Raw genomic sequence first — 25022 nt, forward strand, 5'->3', positions numbered from 1 at the left:
CCGCCGAAGGCGGTGGAGGGGGTAGCAAGAGTCGACGGTTGGTTTGGCTCCCCCCTCCACCAGCTTCGCTGGTCCCCCTCCCCCGCCACGCGGGGGAGGATTACGGCACCGCCGGTGCCTCCTGTCGACACCCCACTCTGGATGACCAAATGAGAACTACCCGCGCCATTGAAATCGTCGGCTGCCATGCCGAGGGCGAGGTCGGCGATGTGATCGTCGGCGGCGTCGCGCCGCCGCCGGGCGAGACATTGTGGGAGCAGTCGCGCTTCATCGCGCGTGACCAGACGCTGCGCAACCTGGTGTTGAACGAGCCACGCGGCGGGGTGTTCCGGCACGTCAACCTGCTGGTGCCACCGAAGGATCCGCGGGCGCAGATGGGCTTCATCATCATGGAGCCGGAGGACACGCCGCCGATGTCCGGCTCGAACTCGATCTGCGTTTCGACCGTGCTGCTCGATACCGGCATCATCCCGATGACCGAGCCGGAAACCCGGCTGGTGCTGGAAGCACCGGGCGGCATCGTCGAGGTGGTTGCCGAGTGCCGGAACGGCAAAGCCGAGCGGATCACCGTGACGAACGTCCCGAGCTTTGCCGATAAGCTCGGGGCCAAGCTCGAGGTCGAGGGCATCGGCACGCTCACCGTCGATGCCGCCTATGGCGGCGACAGCTTCGTCATCGTCGATGCCGAGGCGCTGGGCTTCCGCATCGCCCCGGATGAGGCGCGCGAGCTTGCCGAAACCGGCATCCGCATTACCCGCGCCGCCAACGAGCAGCTCGGCTTCACCCATCCGACCAACCCGGACTGGACGCATTTCTCGTTCTGCCAGATCGCCGCGCCACTCGAGCGGCGAGACGGGATGCTGACCGCTGCCAATGCCGTGGCCATCCAGCCGGGCAAGATCGACCGCTCGCCCACCGGCACCGGCGCCTCGGCCCGCATGGCAGTGCTGCGCGCCAAAGGCGAGATGCAGGTCGGGGACCGCTACCTGGCGCGCTCGATCATCGGTTCGGAGTTCCTCGGCCGCATCGAGGCCGACACCACGCTCGGCGGCCGACCGGCGATCATCCCCTCGATCTCCGGCCGTGCCTGGATCACCGGCACCCGCACCGAGATGCTCGACCCCTCCGACCCCTGGCAGGGCGGCTACCGGCTCTCCGACACCTGGCCGCGGATCGGCAAGTGACCACTACGATCGCATATGACGAGCTGGTCGCCCTGCTGCGTCAGGTGTTCCTGAGGCACGGCTGCTCCGAGACGGTGGCGGCCAGCCTCGCCGAGAACATGGCCGGCGCCGAGCGCGACGGGGCGCATAGCCACGGCATTTTCCGCATCAAGGGTAATCTCGCTTCGCTCGATACCGGCTGGGTGGATGGCAAGGCGGTGCCGGTGCTCGAGGATGTGGCGCCCGGCATGTTGCGGGCCGATGGCCGCAACGGCTTCTCGCTGCCGGTGCTGGAGCTGGCGCGCGAACCGCTGATGGCCAAGGCGCGGGCCAACGGCATCGCCGTGCTCAGCGTGCGCAAGGCGCACCACTTCAGCGCCGTGTGGCCGGATATCGAGCCGTTTGCGCGTCAGGGATTTCTTGCCCTCGCCATGATCAACTCGATGGCATCGGTGGTGCCGCATGGCGGCCACCGCAAAGTCTACGGCACCAACCCGTTCGGCTTTGCCGCACCGCGTGAGGGCACCGATCCGCTGGTGTTCGACCAGGCCTCGAGCGCCATGGCCAATGGCGACGTGCAGATCGCCCGGCGCGAAGGCCGGCAACTGCCGCCCGGCACCGGCGTCGACCGGCACGGCAACCCGACCACCGACCCCGCCGCCATCCTCGATGGCGGTGCGCTGCTGCCGTTCGGCGGACACAAGGGCTCGTCGATCGCCATGATGATGGAAATCATGGGCGCGGCGCTGGCCGGCGGCGACTATTCGTTCGAAATCGACTGGAGCGCCCATCCGGGCGCTGCCACGCCGCATGGCGGCCAGACCTACATCCTGATCGACCCACAGCGCGGCGCGGTGAACAGCTTTGCCGACCGGCTCGAAGTGCTGATCGCGGAAATCCACGACGCCGGCCAATCGCGCCTTCCGGGCGACCGCCGTTACGCTACCCGCCGCAAGAGCCTCGCCAACGGCATCGCCGTGGACGAAGCGGCGCTGGAGGAAATCCGAGCGCTGGCAGCGGGCTGAGAAGGGGTCTCTCAGTCCGCCGTGGCGTCGGCCGGCTGGCCTTCCACCGCCTCCGGGAGCACGGCATCGAGGTGCAGCGCCATGCCGAGCTCGGCGTCCTGCGGTTTGCCGGCGGTGATGCCGGCGAGGATCCGCTCGTGGTCGGCAATCACCTGCGCCATGCGCCCTTCCTGCGACAGGGTCAGCCGCCGGTAGCGATCGACCTGCACCTTGACCTGCAGCACCTGGCGCCAGATGCCCGGAAAGCCGCTGATCTCGGCGATCTTGGCATGGAAGGCTTCGTCGGCGCGGTGAAAGCCGCTACGGTCGTTGGCTTCCGCCGCTTCGCGCTGCTGCTCGACAATGGTGGCCAGCGCCAGCAGCTGGCTCCGCGTCGCCTTCTCTGCCGCCAGCCGCACCGAAGCTGTTTCCAGCGCTTTGCGGATCACCATGGCCTCGGGCAGGTCGTCGTACGGAATGCGGGCGACGAAGGTGCCCGACTGGGGAAAAATCTCGACCAGGCGCTCGTCGGCGAGCCGTTGAATGGCCTCCCGCACCGGGGTTCGGCTGACCCCATAGCGGGCCGCCACTTCCTTCTCGCTGATCGGGTCGCCGGGCTTCAGCCGCAGCGACACAATGTCCTCACGAAGGTTCTGATATACTAGTCGCCAAGCAGAGGCAGAGCCGCCGCCTGCGATGCGAGAGGGACTGGCACGCCGCCGTTGCCGGCCCGATTCCTTGGGCAAATCCATACAGCAGAACCGTTAATTTCCGGGCGTTTGAAAGCCACGAGCTGAACCTTAGCACGCGCCATCCCGTGAATACGAGATGTGAGAGCCGTTGACTTAGATACTAATATATCAGTAGCCTATGCAAGAAGGTTGTGGCTGAAGCCCGATCAGGAGGAGAAGATCATGAAGGCTATGAACCGAATGGCCGTATCGGCCATGGCGCTGGTTACCGCATCGCTGATGCCGCTGGCGGCGTTCGCCGGCGAGGTCGAGTTCTGGAGCCCGTTCACCGGGCCGGACGGCAACGCCATCGACGCGCTGGTGAAAGAGTTCAACGCCGGCGCGGGGGCTGCGGCGGGCGTCAGCGTCAACCTGCTGATCATTCCGTGGGACGATTACTACACCAAGCTCTCGGTCTCGATGGCGTCGCGCACCGCGCCGGACCTCGCGGTGATGCACTCGCACCAGATCGCCGGCTTCGTGAAGCAGGGCGCGCTCGAGGCCTACACCCCCGAGGAGATCGCCGCTGCGGGCCTCGCCGAGGCCGATTACATCCCGCAGCTGTGGACCGCCGGGGTCGTCGCCGACAAGCGCTATGGCGTGCCGATCGACGCCTTCCCGCGCCACATCTACTACAACAAGACCTTGTTCGCTGAGGCCGGGCTCGACCCGAACAACCCGCCCAAGACCGGCGCCGAACTGCTCGATGCCGCGACCAAGCTGCAGGCGCTGGGCAATGGCGTGCAGGGGCTGTTCTTTCAGCTCAACGGCTCGGGCGCGGTGCGCAACTTCTACAGCTTCTACTGGCAGTACCAGGACGATCTCTACAACGCCGACATGACCGACGTGGCCGACGGCTTCGCCGAGACGGCGAAGAAATCGCTGTCGACGCTGAAGGCCTTCATCGATGCCGGCGTATCGCCCAAGGAGATCATCGCCGACAGCGCCGCGCAGTTCGCCCAGAACAAGATCGGTATATCGCTGACCCAGATCACCGACTTGCCGGTCTACCAGACGGCGGCGGCCGACCAGGGGCTGAGCTTCGGCGTCGCGCCGCTGCCGACCTTCGGCGACAAGCCAGCGACCTTTGCGCTCGGGCATAACTTCGTGATCCCGCGCGGTACCCCGCCGGAAGCCCGCACCGATGCGCTGGTGTTCGTCAAATGGATCGGCGACAACAGCCTCGCCTGGGCCAAGACCGGGAAGATGCCGGCCAAGCTGACGACGCTCAACAGCGATGAATTCAAGGCGTTGCCCGAGCAGAGCCTCATCGCCACCTCGCTCGATTATGTCCACTTCCCGCCAGCGCTCTCGGTGCAGCCGCAGGTCGACCGCGTCGTGCAGACGGCGGCCGAGGCGTTCTATGCCGGCCAGGTCGATGTCGACCAGGCGGTGACCATGATGGTCGACGGCATCCGCCAGGAACTGGCCAAGAAGTAACGGGCCCCTCCCTGCCCGTCAGGGCGATCGGCCAATGCCGATCGCCCTAATCCCCCGACCAACTTGAAGGGCCGTAATGTCCCGCCTCCGCTCGACCCTGTTCCCATATCTGCTGGCGGGACCCTACATCGCCCTGTTCGCGGTGTTCGTCGCCTATCCGGTCGGCCGGGCGCTTTACATGAGCCTGTTCGACTGGGGCATTTTCGGCCCCAACGCCTTTGTCGGCCTCGACAATTACACCTCGCTGGTCGGCGACAGCCGGTTCTGGAGTTCGTTCTGGATCACCAGCGGTTTTGCCGCGATGTATGTGCCGATGATCACGGTGATCTCGCTGGTGCTGGCCGTGATGCTGCACCGCAAGCTCCCCGGCATCGGCATCTTCCGCACCGCCTTTTTCCTCCCCATCGTGATCAACGTCGCGGTTGCCGCCATCGCCTTCAACTGGCTGTTCGAGCCCAATATCGGCACCATCGACAAGGTGCTGAATTTCTTCGGCCTGCCCGGCCAGAACCTCCTGCAGATCCCCGGCTGGTCGCTGTTCGTCATCAGCCTCGTGACGCTGTGGATCAATGTGGGGTTCATGGTGATCATCCTGCTCGCCGGGCTCGAGAACATTCCCGACGAGCTCTATGAGGCGGCGCGGCTCGATGGCTCCACCGCCCTGCAGGACCTGGTGCTGATCACCGTGCCGCTGCTGCGGCCGATCCTCCTGATCGTCGTCGTGCTCTCGATCGTCCAGGCGTTCCAGATCTTCGGCGAAGTGCTGATCATGACCCAGGGCGGGCCGTTCGGCTCGACCACGGTGCTCACCATGCTGCTCTACGAGGAGGGGTTCGAGCGCTTTGCGCTGGGCCGCGCGGCGGCGATCGGCGTCGTCATCACCATCATCATCGCGACGCTGAGCTTTATCCAGTTCCGCTTCTTCCGGCGGGAGGTCTGAGCCATGCAGCAGCGCAAAGGCTCACAGGCCACCCGCTGGATCGTCCTCGCCGTGCTCGCGGCGCTGTGGTTCCTGCCGCTGGTTTCGCTGGTGCTGTTCTCGTTCGCGCCGGCCAGCGAAGTGCTGAAGGGGGTGTTCATCCCCACCCAGTGGACGCTCGACAACTACACCAAGGTGCTCACCGAAACGCAGCGCGGGGTGAGCGTGCCGACCGGCATATGGAACAGCACGGTGATCATGGTGCTGCAGGTGGTCGGCATCCTGCTGCTCGACGTGCCCGCCGCCTATGCCTTTGCCCGCACCAAGTTCATCGGCCGCAACGTGCTGTTCGCCCTGGTGCTGCTGTCGATGATGATGCCGGGCATCCTCGAGGTGATCTCGCTTTACGACCTGATGGCCAATATCGGGCTGGTGAACACGCTCTGGGGGGTGATCCTGCCCGGCCTGCCGCGGGTCATCGGCATCTTCATCCTGCGCCAGTTCTTCATGCAGGTGCCGCGTGAGCTGGACGAGGCGGCGCGCATCGACGGCGCCACCGATTTTCAGGTGTTTCTGAAGATCATGGTGCCGCTGGCCATGCCCTCGATCATCACCGTCACGGTGATCACCGCGCTCTACAGCTGGAACAATTTCCTCTGGCCGCTGATCGTCACCAATACCCCCGAGGCGATGCCGGTGCCGGTGGTGATCGCCTATCTCAGCGCCGATACCAGCGCCGTGCTCAACTACACGGTGATCCTCGCCGCTGCCTTCGTCACCTCTTTGCCGATGATCCTGCTGTTCCTCGTGGGCCAGCGCTGGATCGTCAGCGGAATGCGCCCAACCTCGGGCATCAAATAAAGTCTCAGGAGTTCTTCATGCCGACGATCAAGGTCGACCCACGGCCGCTGCACGCCATTTCACCGCGCCTCTACATGCAGTTCATGGAGCCGCTCGGCACCACCGACTCCTCGGTCGAGGCCTGCTGGGATGCGCTGACCGATCGCTGGCGCCCGGATTTCATCGAGGTGGTGCGCGATCTCGCCCCGAGCTCGATCCGCTGGGGCGGTATCCTCACCAGCTTCTGGAAATGGCGCGAAAGCGTCGGCCCGCGCGCTTCACGCCAGGACATGGTCAACTACCTGTGGGGCGGCTGGGAAAAGAATGTCGTCGGCGTCGACGAATTCCTCGAGTTCTGCGCGGCGGTATCGGCGGAGCCGATCATGGCGATCAACTTCGCCGCCGACGGCCGCCCGGAATACATCAACACCGAGCTGGGCGAACACCGCTCGGGTGATGCCACAGAGGCGGCCGATCTCGTCAGTTACTGCAACGACCCCGATAATGCCGAGCGCATCGCCAATGGCCGCAAGGCGCCGTGGGCGATCCACACGTGGCAGATCGGCAACGAGACCTCCTACCCCAAGGCCGGCGAACGGTTCACCAGCGCCGAAAACGCCCGCAACTATGTCGAGTTTGCCAAAGCCATGAAGGCGCGCGACCCCTCGATCCAGTTGATCGGCTGGGGCGACATGGAGCGCGACACCGGCAAGTGGTGGGCCAATGAACTGGTGCAGGAGGGCGGCGACCTGGTCGACATGGTCGCCATTCACATGATGCACCAGAACCCCGGCACCGAACCGACGGTGCTGCACGGCCGCGACTACCGCAAGGATTACGGCGCCACCTGGGAGGCGCTCGACGGCATGTACAAAAAGGTCGAGCAGAAGCTCCTGGGCGCCCGCGGAACGCTCAAGGACCTCGGCACGAGCGCCAAGCTCGCGATCACCGAAGGACACCTCTCGATCCAGCCGCACAACAAATCCGAGATGCTGCGCGAATGGATCTCGGGGCTCTACCACGCGCGCTGCATGGCGCTGTTCGAGCGGCATTCCGATATCATCGATATCTCGACCCTGGCCGATTTCGCCGGCACCAGCTGGACGGTGAACGCCGTGCTGCTGGGCTCGCCGCGCGAGCAACCCTACCTGCTGCCGGTCGGCCACATCATGCGGCTGTTCCGCCGCACCTCGGGCACGCACGGGGTGGCGATCGCTTCGGACGACAAGGCAATCGAAGTGTCGGCCAGCCGCTCGGGCAACACGCTCTACGTGCACGTCGTCAACACCAGCCTCGACCATGCGGCCGACGTGAACCTCGACCTCGGCGGGGTGACACCGAAGGCGGTCCGCGCCCACCGCATCAACCCCGAACTCGACACGGCGATCGACAGCACCGCACTAGAGGTGTTCGCGGTGACCACCACCACCGAGCCGGCGGCTGGGAAACTGCACGTGCCCAAGGCCTCGGTGACGGCGTACGAGATCGAACTCTAGCCGTCGTCGTTGTCGAGCCGCCGCTGGTAAAGCGGCAGCTCGACAGGGAACGGCGACCCGCGTCGAGGACCCGACGCGGGTCGCTCCAGGCGGAGCTTACCAGCCCGGCAGAGCCAGCTGCTGCGCCTGTTTCTTCACATCCTCATCGTAGAGCGCGGCGCCGTCAGCGGCCGAGCGGATGCCGGAGCCGACTTCCACGGTGATCTGCGGCAGGTTCGGGCCCTTGACCGGCGAGAGGAACTCCAGCGCCGGCGCCGTTGCCCCATCGGTCTCGAAATAGGGCAAGAGGTCGCTGACCACCGGCGGCACGTCGGCCGGGATGCTGCAGCCCTTGACGAGGTACGGTCCGGTCGCGCCGATCGCCGCGGTCTGGGCATCGCACCCGGCAACGCTGGCGACGAACGCGACGAAGCGCTTGGCCTCCGCCAGATGCGGGGTGGTCGAGGTGATGTAGAGCCCGTTGGGCATCCAGGTGGTGAGCCCGTTCTTGGTCGCGTCATCGCCCGGCAAGGCGAAGAAGCCGACATCGTTGACGAGGTCCGGATAGGTCGTGGCGATGGTGCCGACGGTGATCGAGAGCATCGGATATTGCGCGCCCTCGCCTTCGGCGACCATGCGCAGCCCATCCTCGAAGATGGCCGAGGCGAAATCCTCGTTGAGATAGCCGGCTTTGAACACCTCCTCCTGGCGCTCGAAGCCCTTGAGGGCGGGAGCAGTGGCGTACTTCGCCTGGTTGGCGGTGTAGCGCTCGGCAAAATCCGGCTCGGCCGCCTGCAGGTTGTAGTAATCGCCGAGCATGAAGAGCTGCGCCGTCCACGGCGTGCCGAAGGTCTGGATGACCGCGGGGATGCCGGCTGCCTTGAGCTTTTCGTTATTGGCCATGAACTCGGCCCAGGTCTTGGGCACCGCGAGCCCCAGCTTCTCGAACACCTTGCGGTTGTAGAGCACGCCGCCGCCGAAGGCGGTGCCGATCGGTACGCCGTAGACCCGGCCTCCCTCCGTGACCACCGACTTGAATGAATCGAGGATCGCGGCCTGGTACGGCTCGTCGGTCAGGTCGACGAAACGCTCTTTTGGGTTGAGCGCATGAAACAGCGAGCCGGCATTGTACCAGAGCAGATCCGTCATATCGCCGGTCGACAGGCGGGTCTTGACCAGGTTGTCGCCATCGCCGCCGGTGGGGATCAGCTCCACATCGATATTGATGTCGGGGTTTGCCGCCTCGAACACCTCGATGAGCTTGTTGGCCGTGGCCACTTCGTTCGGGTTGTTGAAATGGCTCAAGGTCAGGTTCACCGTCTGGGCCGAGGCCCACCCCGTTACGAGCCCAGTCAGCGCCGTCGCCAGGACAGCGGCGCGCAGATGAATTGCCGTGCGTTTGTTCACTTTCGTTCCTCCCTCAGTTTCCACCCGTCTCCCGCTGGGCAGTCGGCTAAAGGACCACGGCGCCTCGCCACGCGTCTTGCAGCATTCAGCCGCAAAGCTTGAACGAACCCGCGATTTGCGTCCAACGAAGGGGCTTGTTGCGCTGCGGCAGGTGCGGCTAGGTTCGTTGAATGAATCCCGGATCGCCGTTTGCGGCGCACTACACTATCGAGCAATCGACCGTACAGCTCTCCGCCGGCCGGCCCGTCAGGGCGCAGCGGCTGGAGGTGATCGAGGATGTGCCGCCGCACGACCACGCCTACCACGAGATCTGCATCGTCACCTCGGGCGGCGCCACACACCGGACCAAAAACGGTCGCGCCCCGTTGGCTCGGGGCGATGTCGTCGTCGTGCCACCCGGCGAAGTGCACGCCTTCGAGCGGGTCGAGCGGATCGAGGTGATCAACGCCTATTACCTCAGCGAATGGCTGATGGGCGATCTCGGCCTGCTATGGACCGAGCCCGGCGCGGTGCCGCTGTTTCTCTCGACCACGCTGATGCGAGCGCAGATCGTCGACACCGTGCAGATGCGGCTCGATGCCGCCGATTTCGAGCTCATTGCCGCGGAACTCTCGCAGATCGAGGCTGAGGGCAACCGTGCTGCACCATCGCCGCTGTTCCTGCGCTGTGCGCTGCAGAAGGCGGTGGCGACCATGGCGAGAGCCTGGATGCGGCACGACCCGACCTCGGCCACCCTCACGTTCCGGCCCGAGGTGTGGACGGCGATGGAGGCCATCGATCGGGCTGCCGGCGCCGGCACCCCCTACTCGGTGGCCCGCAGCGCCAAGGCGGCGGGGCTTTCGGTCGACCACTTCTCGGCGCTGTTCCGCGCCTCGACCGGCTATGGGCCGACGGATTTCTTCCAGCGGCGACGCATCCACCGCTCGTGCACGCTGCTGCTCAACCCGCGCCCCAGCATCACCGAGATCGCCGCCGAGCTCGGCTATTCCGACGCCCCGCATTTCTGCCGGCTGTTCAAGCGCTACCAGGGCATGACACCCTCGGCGTATCGGACGATTTACAATGTGTGAGCCGGGTTCTTCACGTTGTTGGCTACAAGCCGCTCCGCAAACTCGGTGTCATCCCAGCGAAAGCTGGGACCCATTTCACAGCCCGCACCAGGGGAGAGTTGGGTCCCAGCTTTCGCTGGGATGACAGCCGGTGGGGAGGCGATACTGTAGTCTAGCCCACCCATAAGCGGGCACCAGAGGCGCCCTCCGCGAGTGAGGCGTACCGCTCTAGAGCGCACCCGCCTCCCCCAGCAGCCAATCGACCATAGCGTCCCGCAGCGGCAGCGCCTCGGCAGGATCGAACCGCCGCGGATCGGGACCGAAGATCCCGAACAGCGGGTGCGCGGGGTCATGCCGCTGCGCCCCCATCTCGTTGCCACCGGGGTCGATGCTGGGCGCTTCGGCCAGTGCCGGCAGCAGGTCGAGGCGCACGCGATCGGGCCACAGCGCACTGAGCAGTGTGGTTTCGAAGCGGGCGGCATGGTCCGGCGCGAGGGCCAGGCCGGTGGCCATGCTGACCGCCAGCGCCCGAACCCGCATGCCTCCGCCCGAGCCCGCCCATTCGGCCTCCAGCCCGCGGATCAGCTCGATCTGCTCGCCTGCAAAATGACCGCTGAGGATCACCACGGCGCCAACCTCGAATGCCGCGAGGCGCCGGAGCGTCTGCTGCAGCAATGGCCGGATCTCATCGGCGCCGGCCATAATCGTCCACGGATAGTCGCCATGCCCGCCGCCGGCGCCATAGTAGAGCGGCGGCAGCACCAGCCCGGCGCCGCGCTGCGCCGCCGCAAGGCACAGCCCATGCGCGGTGAGCCCGTCGAGACCGACCGGCAGATGCTCGCCGTGCCACTCGTAAGTCCCGAGCGGCAGATAGACGAGCGATCGCTGCGCCAGCGCCGCGCGGATTTCGCTCGGCAGCAGCAGCTCGAACTGCACGGAGGCCGGGTCCGCGCTCATTGGTAGTAATTCCGCGGCCAACTATGGGCGGCCAGTTGCGCCAGCAACTCGTCGGGAAACGGCGCGCCATCGGCATAGGCGATGTTGATGTCCACTTCGGCCGGGCTGTGCATCCCGGGGATGACCGTCGAGACCTCCGGCGCGCTGAGGCTGAAGCGCATCGCGGCCTCGGCCAGGGTCGGGAAATACGGCGCGCAGAGCTGCTTCAGCCGTTCGACCCGCGCCAGCGTTTCAGCGAAGCGGTCACCACGGAACAGCTGGTGCGGCACCGACCCCGCAGGCCAGCCGGCATAGGTCGCGGCGGTCCAGGTGCCGGTCAGCGAGCCGGAATCGAGCGGCACCCGGGCGATGTAGGCCGGCGGATGATCCGGCGCAGCGGGAAATAACCGATCCCTCGGCCGCTGCTCGAACAGGTTGAAGATCACCTGCTGCGAGCTGACGAGACCGAGGCGCGCCAGCGCGATGCCGTCATCGGGCCGGTAATCGCGCAGCGACACCCCGATCTGGTCGAGCTTGCCCTCGAGCCTGAGGGCATTGAGCGTCTCCAGCCAATCGAGCTCGGTGACGCCATCCGCCACCCAGCAATGAAGCTGCAGCAGGTCGAGGCGCTCGACCTGCAGACGTTTGAGGGACACTTCGACCGCGGCACGCAGATGCCAGGCGGGGTAGCGACCGCGCATCGGCGGGCGCTCCTCGTCGGGGCTCGGCCAGACGGTCGGCTGCACCTTGGTCGCCACATAGATCCGGTCCTGCCGCCATTGCCGGACCGCCTGCCCCACCACCGTTTCGGAGCGGCCCTTGCCGTACATCTCGGCCGTATCGACGAAGTTGATGCCGCGCTCGAAAGCGTGGTGCAGCGTGCGGATCGAATCCGCGTCACTCGCCCCGCCCCAGTCGCCGCCGATCTGCCAGGCGCCGAAGCCGATTTCGCTGACCTGCCAGCCGGCGCCGCCGAACGCCCGGTAGCGCATCGCTAGCCGACCCGCGGGAACAGCTCGCTATCGAGCAGGTCGCCGGCCGCAAACCCCTGCTCGTCGGTGACGATATGCGGCTTGCCATCAAAGCGCGTGCCATCGGGCATATAGATGATGGCGAAGGCTTCGCGCGTGCCGTCGGATTTGTTGGGGCCGGCATAGTGGAAGGTCAGCCCGTTGTGAAAGGTGGCGCTCCCCGCCTTCAGCGGCCGCGGCACCGGCTTCACCGGCCTCAGGTGCGGGGCATAGTCGAACAGGTCCTGCGGATCACTCAGATCGACGGCCGGCTGCGGGCCCAGCGAATGGGTGCCCTCGACGAAGGCCATGCAGCCATTATGCGTCGTCGCATCCTTCAGCGCGATCCAGATCGTTGTCTGGTGCCAGCGATCGACATGCGGCCAGTACACCGCATCCTGATGCCAGGGCGTACGGTTGTTGCCCTTCATCGGCTCCTTGAACAGGGCCTGGTCGTGCCAGAGCCGCATAGGGCGTCCCTCAAGGCGCATCGCGATACGACCGAGCGCGGCGGACAGTGTGAAGCGGGCAACATCGGGGTGGCGTTGCCAAAGATTCACCTTTTGATTGAAGATCTTCTCATAGGTCGCCTGCGCCCCGCTCCGCGGCCGGTCAGGCGCCTCGTTGGTCTCTATCGCCACGGCATTCACCACAGCCCCCCGCATCGCATCGAGCACCGGGCCGGTGATCACGTCGTCCAGTTGAATGAACCCGTCCCGGCGATACTGATCGATCTGCTCCTGGATGAGCGGGTAGTCGGGAACGCTGAGCGTATCGTGCACGGTGATCTCCTCGGGTCCGGCTCTGTGCCGTGTTGTCTGAGGGGATAGTCGCACCGGTGGTGGGTAGTGTCTTGGATCGATCGGAGGCGGGAGTTGAATGAAGCCGGGATAGTAGAACTCTCGCACCTCTCGGAGAATACTTGAAACAGAGTGCAGACGTTCGGAATGCTCGATCAGGTGCCACTATCCTCGATGCGGCCAGTAGTCGGCGCGCGGTCTGTCGCCAAATTCTGGCGATGCATCAACCGCGGCGATCCTCAGATGACTGAATAATGGCCGCCAGTTGATCCACTACATCAGGACCTTCGAGTTTGCGGGGAGGTATCTGGTCAGGAAATACCAGCAACGGTGTGATGCCCTCGATCATCACGGCGGAAAGGCCTGCGAACTGTAGCTCGGTGAAGAAGGCATAGTCCGGGTTGTCTCGCGTGACCCCATGCATCTTCACGCTCAGACCGGCCAGAATGTCGCAGAACTGGACCGAAGCATTGTCCCGAGAATCCACCGGCAATGTCGACAGGACGCGCAGGGGAAAGGGCGCGTCCGTGCCGTCGCCCAAGATTTGGGATGTCTCGGCGACCTCCGAATTGGTGATGTTCTCCCACATGCGGCGGCTGCGCAGAAACACCGAAGACGCATCGTGAACCACTGCGAAGTCGCGACTGCTCCGTTGCCGCCAACGAGAGACCATGGCGATCATAGTGCCGGTGTGAAGCTCATTGCTGGACCGAAAGTTGTCGATGTCGTTGAAGTGATTGAAGGCCTCGGCACCGGCAGCCATCTGCTCAAGGAATGGGCGCGTTTTCTCACCCGCGCTGTTTGCCATTAGCCGCAACCGGCCCTGCAACAACCGCAGGGATTGCTGGTTCGGGTCGCGGCTGAACTCCATGTAGATCGCGAGAAGGCGATCCAGCAACTCTGGTGGCTCGGTCAGGGTGAAACCAAAATACATGTAGTTGCTGTACTTCCAGCAAAAGCCGTCGGCGTAAAAGTCGTATCCGGCATGGGTGATGATTGGCTCGATCAGGAAGTCGGCCATTTTGGTCAGCACCGCCATCCGCTTCTGGATAATGTAGACGAGGGTCCGATCGCTAAGCTTCGCGGCATGTTCCGCGAACCGCAGCAGGCCCTGCCGGGCATTGGTGCGCCAGACGTTGGAAAGCTTGTACTCAGCGCCGCGGTAGCTGGGAAAACTGTCGACTAGGATCTCGCTCGCGGCTTCGGGCTCGAGATCCGTGCTAGCGATGGCGAACACGGGTTGGGCCGAGTCGAGCAAGTTGTAGCCGGTGAAGCCTGCCTCGTCGAAGTACAGCGTCTGTGGAGCGGCCGGCATGCGGCTGTCCTACTTGATCGTGTGGCGTTGTAGCAAGGTGGACAGATCCATCCACACGCCTGGTCTCTAGCGTTTCGTCGCTCGCCCAATTGGCCGAGTAACCCCTGGGTACTCATCAGGTGTTGACGCTCACCGTCTAGCCCTTTGGTTTGAGTTTGAGGTTGAAATGCACCTCTCCGCAGGTGCAGCGGAGCGCGTCGACTTTGCCCTCGTAGTCGGTCACATGGAACCACGAATTGCACTCCACGCATTGGAAGCACTTGAGGAGTGTTCTGAAGGCGTCGACCACCGGTTCGAAATCCTTCCTGCCGAAGTTGGCCCAAGCGTTGTGGTGAACCGCCTGATTCACTGCCCACTGCTCGTCGCCGCTCGCTCCACTAGCTGCTGAGAGCGAGGCCTTGCGGTCCATCGCCATTCTCTTTGCATCTTCGTTGCCCCAAGACTGAGCGGCGTCGACCGCCTTACCGTAGAGTTCTTTGCCGCGACGGAGAACGGCGGGTAACAGTTCGCCCAGTTCGTACTTGCCGTCTGCGTGAAAGACAGTTTGCGCGCCGAGTTCGTCCGCAAGCTGCCACGACGCATACTCCATGTGGCGGCGCAGACCTGCCGCGGCCACGTCCACCTTACCGTGCGCCAACGCGCTCTCAATGTCGTGCCAGATGTCAGTATTGGATTCTACCAAAGGTCCGGTATCGACGCTCCAGTTATAGAAGGTGAGGGTTGTCTTGGCCGAAACGAGCCCGGCGGTGCTCATCTGTCTCGCCCACAGTCGGTCATGTGTGGTGATGATGAACTGTGTGTTTGGAAAGTGCGTCTTGAGCAGCTTACAGAACTGCCGGCGGTGGTCGGCATCGACCGACATCACCACGTCGTCGAGCAGAGCGATTGTGAAGTCTGCGCCGTAGAGTCGCTTCATCAGTGCAAGATAAAGACATACTCCCATGCCATCCTGGTGACCCTCGCTGTGGAATGCTGCGGGCGGGTACATGCCACGTTCATAGAAGTTGACGGCAAGATCTAAGCTGCCTTCGGTTGGCGTGAGCTTGGCGGTGAACTCAGACTCATCGCCTTCGTTGACCAGTCGGTAATACGTGCTGAAGTCGGCCTGGATGTCTGAATAGAGAGTGTTGAGTTCACCTTCCATCGCCGCCACGTAGGCGTCATAGCCGATCTTGGCCGCGACACTTGCCGTTCTCGCCGCCTCTTCTGCTCGCATCGCTGCGCGGTAATCCTCCAAGCGCAGTTGCGCCGTGGTCAGGAATGTCTGTGCCTCCACAGTTGCGCTCTGATCAGGCTTAGAGTTGATTGCGTCGCGAAGCGCGGCGATGCGACTGGCGAGTTCGCTTGGCAATCTATACCAGTCGCTGGCGAGCCGATGTTTGAGGCCGAGAAGGCCATCGAAGCGACCCATTTCGGCCTTGAACTCGCCGAGTTCCCGTCCCCATGACGCAATGGAATCCATGCATGCGTTGTCACTTTCGCTTCTGGCGAGGCGGTGCACATGGCGCAAAAGCGCCAGAACGTTATCAACGTAGCCCGCGACTGTAAGCCCGCTCTTGAGCAGAGCCTGTTGGAGCGCACCAGCATCTTGTGACTTCTCCAGCTTGGTTCGGAGGTGCCCAAGTAAGTGACTTTCGTCCGGCCAAGGGTGATCGCAAAGAGGACATGATGGCCCATCGACCAACTCCAGCCCCTTCTCAACCAGTTCGCGGCTCTGAAGTGCGGCAAAGAGCTTCGGGTCGTCCTCGAGTCGCGCGAGACCGTTAACAATCGTAGCGCAGTCATGTGAAACCAGACCGGGGAGGGACGCGACCGCTTCGGTTACTGCGTCTAATTCGCGGAGCGCCGACGGCTTGTTGAAAGCGGCCAGCTTGTTAGCATCCGTGAGGCCCAAATCGAGGCGCGTTACGGGCAGAAGCTCATCGAGCGCAGCGAGGCCAAGCACCGCCCGCTTGTCGTTCACGGCTTTCAGCAGATCTACGAGAGCGTTGGTTTCTATTTTTAGGTGACGCTGAAGTATCCCGCGATTTGATGAAACGCCCTGCCCGGCGATAGCATGCTCTCGCTGCAGCTTGTTTAGTGCGGTGCTTAGAGCTGCGCGGGTTTGGCCTATCTCTTCAAGCTTTAGGATCGCCTGAATCTCTTCGGACCGTTTACTTGGCTCGACCAAGACAAAGCGGAGGATATCACGCCGCGCCAGTGTGATTTCCGGGTGATCGGCGATCTCATCAAGCGCAGCGATGATGTCTGGATCGGTTGGCTCGATTGTCGGCTTGTTCGGTGCCGAAAGCTTGCGCGTGATCGTCGCGGGCTTGTTGAGCGATGGAATGAAGACCCGGAGGCGCACAAATGCTGCGTCGGGGAAATTCACCTTGTCGACGTGAGGCCCATGCTCGCCAATCGTGAGTCCTTTGGTGCCACGACCCATCAGACGGCCAATCTGGCCGGTAAGCGCAAACTCGATGGCATCGATCACGCCGCTCTTTCCCGATCCGTTCGGTCCGGTCACAACGAAGCTCGCTCTGCCGAAGTCGATGTCGAGCGAATGGATGCCGCGCACTTCCTCGATATGCGCCGCCTCAACCTTAATCATTTGACTTCGCCGCCGACGGGTCTCTTGAAAACGCTCACAAACTCTTCGGCCTTCGGTTTCTTGCCGCGCTCAAGGAGTTGGCGGAGTGCTGCAATCTTCTCGACGTCGAGATCCCCTTGTTCAGCCAATGTAGAAAGGAATTTCTCTGCGATCTTCTGCTGCAGGTTGGCCATAGCTCCGTAGAAGCCGGCCTTTGTACCGTAGCCGAAGCAGACATCGCAAACTTAACAAGAGCCGATTGGCGCGAAAGCCGTTCCTTCGAAGGAGGCGGAACACGAAGAGCCCCCGGCGTCATGGCCTGCCAAGCTAGCCTTGCGTTAGCGCGAGCGACAATTCGCAGGTGAAGGTACAACCGACACCTAAGCGCCCATCATGAGGAAAAGTGGTGCTGCAAGAGAGGATTGAACTCTCGACCTCTCCCTTACCAAGGGAGTGCTCTACCACTGAGCTACTGCAGCGAACGCATGGGCGTGGGGCGAGGCCCCCGGCGGCGTGGGGCGGTTACTGCCACAGGGCTTTGGCTGGTGCAAGCGCAAAAAGCTTGCAAACGGGCTACAGCAGCGAACGTGGCTTTGCTGCTAGGGTGAGCGCACAAATCGAGTGACGTGAAGGCAAGGCTGGACGTGGCTGACGACGCGGCGAAGCGCGAGCAAAGATTGGCCGCAAAGCTTCGGGAGAACCTGAAGCGGCGGAAGGAACAGGCGCGGGCCCGGGCGGCGGGCACCGGCAAATCTCCACCCGAGACGGAAGCGAACGACACGGCCGATGGGGCCGCGTTGAAGCCGCTTGGTGACTCGGATAGCTAAGAGTGCTTTCAGGAAAAGTTGCAGACTTTTCCGGTTCGAAAGCGCGACAAATAGGGATTTGGAGCATTTCGCCGTTTCACGGAAACGGTGAGGTGCTCCAAGCAAGGGGCAGAACGCTCCGCAGTCGGGAAGACAACATGGATCGCATTCGTCTGGTGGGTGGCAATGAGCTCAGGGGCGAGATCCCCATCTCGGGCGCCAAGAACGCGGCGCTGCCGCTGATGATCGCCTCGCTCCTGACTAAAGACCCGCTGGTGCTGGAGAACGTGCCGCGGCTGGCGGACGTCAACCAGCTCGAAAAAATCCTCGAGAATCACGGCGTCGATATCGCCGTGCATGGCCGCAAGGCACCGACGCTCGAGGGCCAGCGGATGACGCTGCAGGCCGCCGAGATCGTCGATACCACAGCGCCCTACGAGCTGGTCTCGACGATGCGGGCGAGCTTCTGGGTGATCGGGCCGCTGCTGGCGCGGGCGCATGAGGCGCGGGTGTCGCTGCCGGGCGGCTGCGCCATCGGCACGCGGCCAGTGGACCTGTTCCTCGCGGGGCTGAAGGAACTGGGCGCCGAGATCGAGATCGACGAGGGCTATGTGGTGGCGCGCGCCCCCAAGGGCGGGTTGCGCGGCGCGCGCGTGGTGTTCCCCAAGGTGACAGTGGGCGCAACGCATGTGCTGCTGATGGCGGCGACGTTGGCCAAGGGCACAACGGTGCTCGAGAACGCCGCGATGGAGCCCGAGATCAGCGATGTCGCCGAGTGCCTGGTGAAAATGGGCGCGAAGATTACCGGCATCGGCACGCGCACGCTCACCATCGAGGGCGTCGATGAGCTGCATGGGGCAACCCATGCCGTGGTGGCGGACCGGATCGAGACCGGCACTTATGCCATGGCGGCGGCCATGACCGGGGGCGACGTGCTGCTGAAGCATGCGCGGGCCGAGCACCTGCAGGCAGCGCTCGATACGCTGGCGCTCGCAGGGGTAGAGATCAGCTCGGAAGCGGACGGCATTCGGGTCCGACGCAACGGCAACGGCATCCAGGCGGTGCATGCCGAGACGCAGCCGTTCCCGGGGTTCCCGACGGACCTGCAGGCGCAGTTCATGGCGCTGATGACCATGGCCAACGGCACCTCGCAGATCCGCGAGACGATTTTTGAGAACCGCTACATGCATGTGGCCGAGCTCGCCCGCTTCGGCGCCGACATCAAGGTCGATGGCCAGGTGGCGACCGTGACCGGCGTGCCGCAGCTGAAAGGCGCGCAGGTGATGGCGACCGACCTTCGCGCCTCGGTGTCGCTGGTGATCGCCGGGCTCGCGGCGCGCGGCGAGACGGTGGTCAACCGGATCTACCACCTCGATCGCGGCTTCGAGCGGCTCGAGGACAAGCTGAGCGCGGTTGGCGCGGAGATTGAGCGGGTTACGGGGTGAGCTGTCGGGAGTGACCATCGTCGTGCCCATGGCGCTTCCGCTACTTGCGGCGTTGATACCGGGTCTCCGAACCTGGCTCGCGATAACTGCGTCGTTTGGGCTGTACGTCTGGCTCACCTGGCCAAGTTGCGAGCTTGGCCACGGGGATAAATGCTCCCTTGCCTACCAACTGTCATGGCTTACTGCCCTTGTCGCCGGAGGCGCACTGCTGGCACGCGGCGGGCAGATTGCCTTTCTCCCGTCCCAGCGCTGGTGGGTACGCATTCTCGTCTGCCTGGCGGGGATGGTGATCGGCTATGTGATCTATGGCACGTTCTTTTCTTAGTGCCGCTGATCGCTGCTGCCGCCTTGCCCCATAGCTCGAGTCAGAGGGGTATCTCTCCCGTACTGGGTCGCTCCCCGCTACGCTCGGAGCGCGCGTCGCTTTGCGATGCGATACCCCTCTCCGCCCTTCGGGCACCTCCGGGCGAGGGCTCCGCCCTCGTCCCGCGACCTTAAGGGGAGAAGGCACCACGCACTCCTTTATGTGCGAGGCCCCTGCCACTGCAGGAAGCGACTGAGAGTCTGGCCGCCCCCTCCACCAGCTACGCTGGTCCCCCTCCCCCGCCACGCGGGGGAGGATCACCGCACCGCCGGTGACTCATAGCGATTGCCCCCCCGGCGCTTAGCTTGTAGATCGTCTGTCGGGCCCCCACTTGCTGGTCAATTCCACCGTTTCCGGACCCCCAACACATGACCGATCTCAAGCTTCTGGCGCTTGATAGCGAAGACCTCGACGTGATTTCGGCGACCACGCAGGACGCCATCGTGCGCGTCGGCGATATGGGTTACGCCAAGGCCGACCAGCGCTTCGCCATGCTGATGAACCGCTATGCCTGGGAGGATGGCAGCAACGCCAAGGCCGGGGTGCGGAAGCGCGCGGCTTTGCACTTCGACCGGGTGACCGGGGTGAAGGTTGCGGGGATCGACACCAATTCGCTCGAGGGGGCGCTGGAACTCTTGACCATCCGCTTCACCGAGAACGCGGCGCCGAGCGGCTGGGTCGACCTGGCGTTTGCCGGCGGCGGCACGGTGCGGCTGGAAGTCGAAGTGCTGGAAGCCCGGCTGCAGGATCTGGGCGCCGCCTGGGCGGCGAAGGTCAAGCCCGAGCACGCGTCGTAATGCCAGTTATTCTGGACAGCCGGGATGCCGGCTTTGCCGAAGCTTTCGAGACGCTGCTGAACTCGAAGCGCGAAGCTTCGGAGGAAGTGGGCAATGCGGTGGCCACGATCCTCGCGGACGTGAAGGCGCGCGGCGACGCGGCGGTGATCGAGTACACCGAAAAATTCGACAAGCCGGCGCAGGCCGCGTGGGCGCTGCGGGTGACCGACGAAGAAATCGCCGAAGCCAGCGCCCGGACCTCGGCTGAGGTGCTGTCGGCGCTGACCGTGGCGCATGAGCGTATCCGCGCGCACCACGAAAAGCAGAAGCCGCTCGACCATGTCTACCAGGATCACCTCGGGGTGACGCTGGGGACGATCTGGACGCCGGTGGAAGCGGTGGGCATCTACGTGCCGGGCGGAACGGCCGCCTACCCTTCGTCGGTGCTGATGAACGCCGTGCCGGCCAAGGTCGCCGGCGCCAGCCGCATCGCCATGGTGGTGCCGATGCCAGGCGGCGAGGCCAACGACGCGGTGCTGGCCGCGGCCAAGATCGCCGGAGTGACCGAGATTTACCGGATCGGCGGGGCGCAGGCGATCGGCGCCTTGGCCTATGGCACGGCAACCATCGCGCCGGTCAGTAAGATCGTCGGGCCGGGCAATGCCTATGTGGCGGCGGCCAAGCGCCAGGTGTTCGGCACGGTCGGCATCGACATGATCGCCGGGCCGTCGGAAGTGCTGGTCATCGCCGACTCCTCTGCCAACCCGGCCTGGGTGGCCGCGGACCTGCTGGCGCAGGCCGAGCATGGCGGCGGGGCGCAATCGATCCTCATCACCACTGATGCGAGGCTCGCCGACCTGGTCGAGGACGAAGTGTGGCGGCAGATCGAGCTGTTGCCGCGGGCCGAGATCACCCGCGCCGGCTGGGAAGAGTTCGGCGCCATCATCACCGTCGCCTCGATGGCGGAAGCGGTGGAGCTCGCCAACCGCATCGCGTCCGAACATGTGGAGCTGGCGATCGAGGATCCGCAGGCGCTGCTCCCCAAAATCCGCAATGCTGGTGCCATCTTTCTCGGGCATCACACGCCCGAGGCGATCGGCGATTATGTGGGTGGTTCGAACCATGTGCTGCCGACCGCCCGCTCGGCGCGCTATGCGTCCGGCCTGGGGGTGCTCGATTTCATGAAACGGACCTCGGTACTCGGGTGCGACCCGGCCTCGCTGGCGGAGCTGGCTCCATCAGCCCGGACGCTGGCGACAACCGAGGGGCTCGGGGCGCATGAGCGCTCGATCGCCATACGGCTCAATCGCTAGATGGCGCTGACGCCGCGACAGTTCGATCCGAATAGCGATCGCATCGTCGCCGTGACGCTGGACCCCAACACCATCACCTCAGTCGACCCCGACGAGGTGCATGAGTGGCGCATCGCGATTTACGACCTGGTCGAACAGAACGTCTTCGCTCCGGCGCGGGTGAAGGCGACCGGGCCCTATGCGCTGCACGTCTCGATCATCTCGAACTACATCGTGCTCGATGTGCGCAACCCGGACACCTATGAACCGATCGCCGCGCACTACCTGTCGCTGACGCCGTTCCGGCGGCTGATCCGCGACTATTTCCGCATCCGCGAAAGCTATTACGATGCGATCAAGACCGGCTCGACCTACCAGATCGAAACCGTCGACATGGCGCGGCGCGGCCTCCATAACGAGGCGGCGGAGCTGCTGCGCACCCGGCTCGACAACAAGCTGGAGATGGACCTCAACACCGCAAGACGGCTGTTCACGCTGATCTGCGCCGTGCAGCCCTTCGCCAGCCGCATCGACGAGCGCGAGTCGAACCTGCCGACCGTGCTGTTCGTCTGCTCGATGAACTCGGTGCGCTCGCCGATCGCCGCGGCGCTGGCGCGGCGGTTCTTCCCCGGGCGGCTGATCGTCCGCTCGGCCGGGGTGCGCTCGGGCAAAGCCGATGGGTTCGTCCACGAAGTGATGGAAGAAATCGGCATCGATATGAGCGTCCATACCCCGCACACCATGGACGAGCTGGTGGCCAACCATTTCGACCTGGTCATCACGCTCTCGACCGACGCGCCCGAGGCAGTCGAACGGCGCGGCCTCGAGATGGGGGCGATCGAGCACTGGCCGATGCCGGACCCCACCGAGACCGAGGGCAACCGCGAAGCGGTGCTCAGCGCCTATCGCACCCTGCGCGATACGCTGCAGCAGCGAGTGCGCGAGCGGCTCGACAAGCTGGTGGCAGCGCCGGCGAAGGTGGGGTGAGCGGCCCCATGCTCGATGTCGTCCCCGCGAAAGCGGGGACCTCTGTTTGCGATGGTGCAGAAGGCCAAGAAAACAGAGGTTCCCGCTTTCGCGGGAATGACCCGGTGGCTCGTTGAGAGAGACGGCCCGTCTTTCTGCTTCAGCCCGGCAAACGTCACCCACTTCTCAAATCGTACCTCATTCCCCATATCAACAGAGCATCCCCACCCGCGGGTGGTTCACAAACCGGGCGACATCCAGTATAGGTGGCGCCCAATTCAAGCCCCCGACATTGCCAGTAACGTGTTTCGCGGGGCCGTCTCAGGAGAGAGAATGGCTAAGGAAGAAGTGCTCGAATTTCCGGGCGTGATCACGGAACTGCTGCCGAATGCGACTTTTCGCGTGAAGCTGGAGAATGAGCACGAGATCATCGCCCATACGGCGGGCCGGCTGCGCAAGAACCGCATCCGTGTGCTGGCGGGCGACAAGGTGCTGGTCGAAATGACCCCCTACGACCTGACCAAGGGCCGGATCAACTACCGCTTCAGGTAAGATCCGGAAGTGCGGCGGGTGACACTGCCGCGCTGCTGATGGAGACAGTATGGCTAAGGAAGAAGTGCTCGAATTTCCGGGAGTGGTCACCGAACTGCTGCCCAACGCGACGTTTCGGGTGAAACTGGAAAACGAGCACGAGATCATCGCCCATACTGCCGGCCGCATGCGCAAGAATCGCATCCGTGTGTTGGCCGGTGACAAGGTGTTGTGCGAAATGACACCTTACGATCTGACCAAGGGCCGGATCACCTACCGCTTCAAATAGGGCACCCAATGGCCAGCCGTCCCGAGCTTATCCTCGCGTCCGCCTCGCCGCGGCGCCTCGCGCTGCTCAACCAGATCGGCATCGAGCCGGAACATCTGGTGCCGGCGCATATCGACGAGACGCCGGAAAAGGGCGAGCTGCCACGCAAGCTCGCGCAGCGCCTCGCCGACCAGAAGGCGATCACCGCGCAGCACAAGGCCAAGACCACCGGCATCGCGGGCAACGCGCTGGTGCTGGCGGCAGATACCGTGGTGGCCGTGGGCCGCCGCATCCTGCCCAAGGCCGAGACGATGGAAGAAGCCTCGGAGTGCCTCAGGGTCCTCTCGGGCCGCTCACATCGGGTGTTCACCGCCGTCACCATGCTGACCCCGTCCGGCCAGATGCGCAAACGCCTGGTCGAAACCCGCATCCGCTTCAAGCGGCTCTCGGCGCGAGAGATCGAAAGCTACCTCGCCAGCGCCGAATGGCGCGACAAGGCCGGCGGCTACGCCATCCAGGGCATTGCCGGGGCGTTCGTCCTGAAGCTGCAGGGCTCCTACTCGGCCGTGGTCGGGCTGCCGCTCAACGAAACGGTGGGCCTCCTGGCCGGTGAAGGCTATCCGGTGCACTTCAACTGGTTGAACCAGTCGAACCTCACGGCAGTCTGAGATGATCGAGGAGATCATCAAGAGATGACCGCCGAAATCATCAAGCTGAAGCCAACCCGGCCCTGCCCGATCTGCGGCAAGCCGTCGAGCCAGCAACACCATCCGTTCTGCTCGGGCCGTTGCCAGGACATCGACCTCAATCGCTGGCTCAGCGGGAGCTATGTGATCCCGGCCGAGCCGGTGGAGGTGGATGAGGAGGATGGGGTTCCCAAGGTCGATGAGGCGGAAGACGAGGAGTAGTCCGTATCGTTTGCTCTGCAACTCCTCACCGGCCGTCATCCCGGCGAACGCAGGGATCCAGTGCTCATACCTCTCCTCCCATCAACCGTCCCCGACCTTGCCGTGAAAGACCGGATGGGTTCGCGTTAACCTAACCGTTCGAGCGGTGGGTCCCGGCGTTCGCCGGGATGACGGCCGGTGGGGGTATGAAAAACTGACGCCCAGCCGGGCCCCGCCCCTCACGGCATCAGCTGCCCGCCGTTCACGTCGATGATCTGGCCGGTGATGTAGCCGGACATCGAGTCCGAAGCCAAAAACACATAGGCGCCGACGCAATCTTCGGCCGTGCCCAGCCGCTGCATCGGGATCTGTGCGGCGGCGTTGTCCATTACCGATTGCGGGGTCTTGTCGTGGAACGGGGTGATGATGAAGCCCGGGGCGACGACGTTGACGCGGATGTGGTCGGGGGCGAACTCGCGGGCGGCGTTGCGGGTGATCGAGTGCACGGCGGCTTTGGCCGAGGCGTAGACGGCTGAGCCACCAAAGCCGCCGAAGCGACCGGCCACCGAGCCGGTATTGATGATCGAGCCGCCGCCGGCGGCCTTCAGGTGCGCATAGGCGGCCTTGGTGACAGCCAAGACCGAGCGGACATTGAGGTTGTAGACCCGGTCGTAGGTCGCATCGTCGAAGGCGGCGTTGGTGACGCGGTCGAGAATCGCGCCGGCATTGTTGATCAGGATATCGAGCCCACCGAGCCCGGCCACCGCATCGGCGACGATTCGGGCGGCCGAGGCCGAGTTGCTCACGTCACCGAGCACCACCACCGCCTTGCCGCCCGCGGCGCGGATCTCGCCGGCGACGGCTTCGGCGGCTTCGGCATTCTTGTTGCCATGCACGGCAACGGCGGCGCCGAGACGCGCCAGTTCCTTGGCGACTGCGGCCCCGATGCCGGTGGACGACCCGGTGACGAGGGCGCGCTTGCCCCTGATATCCTCAAGCATGGTGGCTCCTCTTTTTGAATCGGCG

The 25022-nt window shown here is 64.3% G+C and carries 25 protein-coding genes and 1 tRNA gene; 16 read left to right on the forward strand and 10 right to left on the reverse strand.

Annotated features, from left to right (window positions below):
- The first annotated feature begins 149 nt into the window (after nucleotides 1-149).
- Complete coding sequence (locus tag ASC89_RS22335; protein WP_056002014.1) at nucleotides 150-1184, forward strand: trans-3-hydroxy-L-proline dehydratase; 1035 nt, start codon at nucleotides 150-152, stop codon at nucleotides 1182-1184.
- Nucleotides 1181-2188, forward strand: coding sequence for an Ldh family oxidoreductase (locus tag ASC89_RS22340; RefSeq protein ID WP_200940471.1), 1008 nt, complete (start codon nucleotides 1181-1183; stop codon nucleotides 2186-2188). Before ASC89_RS22335 ends, ASC89_RS22340 begins: the two co-directional genes overlap by 4 nt.
- Before the next feature lie 11 nt (nucleotides 2189-2199).
- Here the strand turns inward: ASC89_RS22340 and ASC89_RS22345 are convergent, their stop codons facing one another.
- On the reverse strand, nucleotides 2200-2802 hold the full coding sequence (locus ASC89_RS22345; RefSeq protein WP_244488526.1) for a GntR family transcriptional regulator: 603 nt from the start codon (nucleotides 2800-2802) through the stop codon (nucleotides 2200-2202).
- 279 nt (nucleotides 2803-3081) lie between these two features.
- Here ASC89_RS22345 and ASC89_RS22350 point away from each other — a divergent pair, with 279 nt between their 5' ends.
- The 4 genes from ASC89_RS22350 to ASC89_RS22365 all read left to right on the forward strand — a co-directional run bounded on the left by ASC89_RS22350 (nucleotide 3082) and on the right by ASC89_RS22365 (nucleotide 7593).
- Nucleotides 3082-4338 (forward strand): extracellular solute-binding protein, encoded by a 1257-nt coding sequence (locus ASC89_RS22350; protein ID WP_156384739.1) that lies wholly within the window; start codon nucleotides 3082-3084, stop codon nucleotides 4336-4338.
- A 76-nt stretch (nucleotides 4339-4414) separates the two neighbouring features.
- Nucleotides 4415-5278, forward strand: a complete 864-nt coding sequence (locus ASC89_RS22355) for a carbohydrate ABC transporter permease (RefSeq protein WP_056002023.1) — start codon at nucleotides 4415-4417, stop codon at nucleotides 5276-5278.
- Between the two features lie 3 nt (nucleotides 5279-5281).
- A complete protein-coding gene (locus ASC89_RS22360; protein WP_056002026.1) occupies nucleotides 5282-6118 on the forward strand; it encodes a carbohydrate ABC transporter permease in 837 nt (278 codons plus the stop codon).
- A gap of 17 nt (nucleotides 6119-6135) precedes the next feature.
- The gene (locus tag ASC89_RS22365; RefSeq protein WP_056002029.1) at nucleotides 6136-7593 is read left to right on the forward strand and encodes a hypothetical protein; all 1458 of its coding nucleotides are present in this window, start codon (nucleotides 6136-6138) and stop codon (nucleotides 7591-7593) included.
- 96 nt (nucleotides 7594-7689) lie between these two features.
- On the opposite strand, the gene ASC89_RS22370 is transcribed toward ASC89_RS22365, so the two are convergent.
- The gene (locus ASC89_RS22370; protein WP_244488527.1) at nucleotides 7690-8979 is read right to left on the reverse strand and encodes an ABC transporter substrate-binding protein; all 1290 of its coding nucleotides are present in this window, start codon (nucleotides 8977-8979) and stop codon (nucleotides 7690-7692) included.
- Between the two features lie 170 nt (nucleotides 8980-9149).
- Here ASC89_RS22370 and ASC89_RS22375 point away from each other — a divergent pair, with 170 nt between their 5' ends.
- Nucleotides 9150-10049 (forward strand): AraC family transcriptional regulator, encoded by a 900-nt coding sequence (locus ASC89_RS22375; protein WP_056002032.1) that lies wholly within the window; start codon nucleotides 9150-9152, stop codon nucleotides 10047-10049.
- 207 nt (nucleotides 10050-10256) lie between these two features.
- Here the strand turns inward: ASC89_RS22375 and ASC89_RS22380 are convergent, their stop codons facing one another.
- From ASC89_RS22380 to ASC89_RS22405, 7 genes are all read right to left on the reverse strand, one after another.
- Nucleotides 10257-10985 carry a creatininase family protein gene (locus tag ASC89_RS22380; RefSeq protein ID WP_200940472.1) on the reverse strand — a complete coding sequence of 243 codons (729 nt, stop codon included), beginning with the start codon at nucleotides 10983-10985 and terminating at the stop codon, nucleotides 10257-10259.
- Nucleotides 10982-11956, reverse strand: coding sequence for an aldo/keto reductase (locus tag ASC89_RS22385; protein ID WP_056002035.1), 975 nt, complete (start codon nucleotides 11954-11956; stop codon nucleotides 10982-10984). Before ASC89_RS22385 ends, ASC89_RS22380 begins: the two co-directional genes overlap by 4 nt.
- A gap of 2 nt (nucleotides 11957-11958) precedes the next feature.
- The gene (locus tag ASC89_RS22390) at nucleotides 11959-12756 is read right to left on the reverse strand and encodes a phytanoyl-CoA dioxygenase family protein (protein ID WP_056002039.1); all 798 of its coding nucleotides are present in this window, start codon (nucleotides 12754-12756) and stop codon (nucleotides 11959-11961) included.
- Between the two features lie 241 nt (nucleotides 12757-12997).
- A complete protein-coding gene (locus ASC89_RS22395; protein WP_056002042.1) occupies nucleotides 12998-14089 on the reverse strand; it encodes a DUF3800 domain-containing protein in 1092 nt (363 codons plus the stop codon).
- A gap of 136 nt (nucleotides 14090-14225) precedes the next feature.
- The gene (locus tag ASC89_RS22400; protein ID WP_056002045.1) at nucleotides 14226-16682 is read right to left on the reverse strand and encodes an ATP-binding protein; all 2457 of its coding nucleotides are present in this window, start codon (nucleotides 16680-16682) and stop codon (nucleotides 14226-14228) included.
- On the reverse strand, nucleotides 16679-16855 hold the full coding sequence (locus ASC89_RS28830) for a hypothetical protein (protein ID WP_200940473.1): 177 nt from the start codon (nucleotides 16853-16855) through the stop codon (nucleotides 16679-16681). The genes ASC89_RS22400 and ASC89_RS28830 overlap by 4 nt, the downstream gene beginning before the upstream one ends.
- Nucleotides 16856-17065: 210 nt before the next feature.
- Nucleotides 17066-17140: transfer RNA gene (locus tag ASC89_RS22405), tRNA-Thr, on the reverse strand.
- Nucleotides 17141-17625: 485 nt separating this feature from the next.
- Here ASC89_RS22405 and murA point away from each other — a divergent pair.
- The 9 genes from murA (at nucleotide 17626) to yacG (ending at nucleotide 24017) form a co-directional block, all read left to right on the forward strand.
- The gene (gene murA / locus ASC89_RS22415) at nucleotides 17626-18912 is read left to right on the forward strand and encodes a UDP-N-acetylglucosamine 1-carboxyvinyltransferase (RefSeq protein WP_056002051.1); all 1287 of its coding nucleotides are present in this window, start codon (nucleotides 17626-17628) and stop codon (nucleotides 18910-18912) included.
- 10 nt (nucleotides 18913-18922) lie between these two features.
- Nucleotides 18923-19237, forward strand: a complete 315-nt coding sequence (locus tag ASC89_RS22420; RefSeq protein ID WP_055884467.1) for a hypothetical protein — start codon at nucleotides 18923-18925, stop codon at nucleotides 19235-19237.
- Nucleotides 19238-19644: 407 nt separating this feature from the next.
- On the forward strand, nucleotides 19645-20073 hold the full coding sequence (locus tag ASC89_RS22425) for a DUF2948 family protein (RefSeq protein WP_055884465.1): 429 nt from the start codon (nucleotides 19645-19647) through the stop codon (nucleotides 20071-20073).
- On the forward strand, nucleotides 20073-21365 hold the full coding sequence (gene hisD / locus ASC89_RS22430) for a histidinol dehydrogenase (RefSeq protein ID WP_055884462.1): 1293 nt from the start codon (nucleotides 20073-20075) through the stop codon (nucleotides 21363-21365). Before ASC89_RS22425 ends, hisD begins: the two co-directional genes overlap by 1 nt.
- Complete coding sequence (locus ASC89_RS29185; RefSeq protein ID WP_162247986.1) at nucleotides 21366-22331, forward strand: UPF0262 family protein; 966 nt, start codon at nucleotides 21366-21368, stop codon at nucleotides 22329-22331.
- Between the two features lie 312 nt (nucleotides 22332-22643).
- On the forward strand, nucleotides 22644-22862 hold the full coding sequence (infA, locus tag ASC89_RS22440; protein ID WP_055048078.1) for a translation initiation factor IF-1: 219 nt from the start codon (nucleotides 22644-22646) through the stop codon (nucleotides 22860-22862).
- A 49-nt stretch (nucleotides 22863-22911) separates the two neighbouring features.
- Nucleotides 22912-23130, forward strand: a complete 219-nt coding sequence (infA, locus tag ASC89_RS22445) for a translation initiation factor IF-1 (protein WP_035082742.1) — start codon at nucleotides 22912-22914, stop codon at nucleotides 23128-23130.
- 8 nt (nucleotides 23131-23138) lie between these two features.
- On the forward strand, nucleotides 23139-23777 hold the full coding sequence (locus ASC89_RS22450) for a Maf-like protein (protein WP_055884460.1): 639 nt from the start codon (nucleotides 23139-23141) through the stop codon (nucleotides 23775-23777).
- A gap of 24 nt (nucleotides 23778-23801) precedes the next feature.
- Nucleotides 23802-24017, forward strand: a complete 216-nt coding sequence (gene yacG / locus ASC89_RS22455) for a DNA gyrase inhibitor YacG (protein WP_056002054.1) — start codon at nucleotides 23802-23804, stop codon at nucleotides 24015-24017.
- 218 nt (nucleotides 24018-24235) lie between these two features.
- Here yacG and ASC89_RS22460 read toward each other — a convergent pair whose 3' ends face one another.
- Entirely contained in the window at nucleotides 24236-24997 is a 762-nt protein-coding gene (locus ASC89_RS22460) for an SDR family NAD(P)-dependent oxidoreductase (protein WP_055887192.1), read from the reverse strand.
- Nucleotides 24998-25022: the final 25 nt, after the last annotated feature.

The organism is Devosia sp. Root413D1 (genome assembly GCF_001425235.1).
Classification (GTDB): domain Bacteria; phylum Pseudomonadota; class Alphaproteobacteria; order Rhizobiales; family Devosiaceae; genus Devosia_A.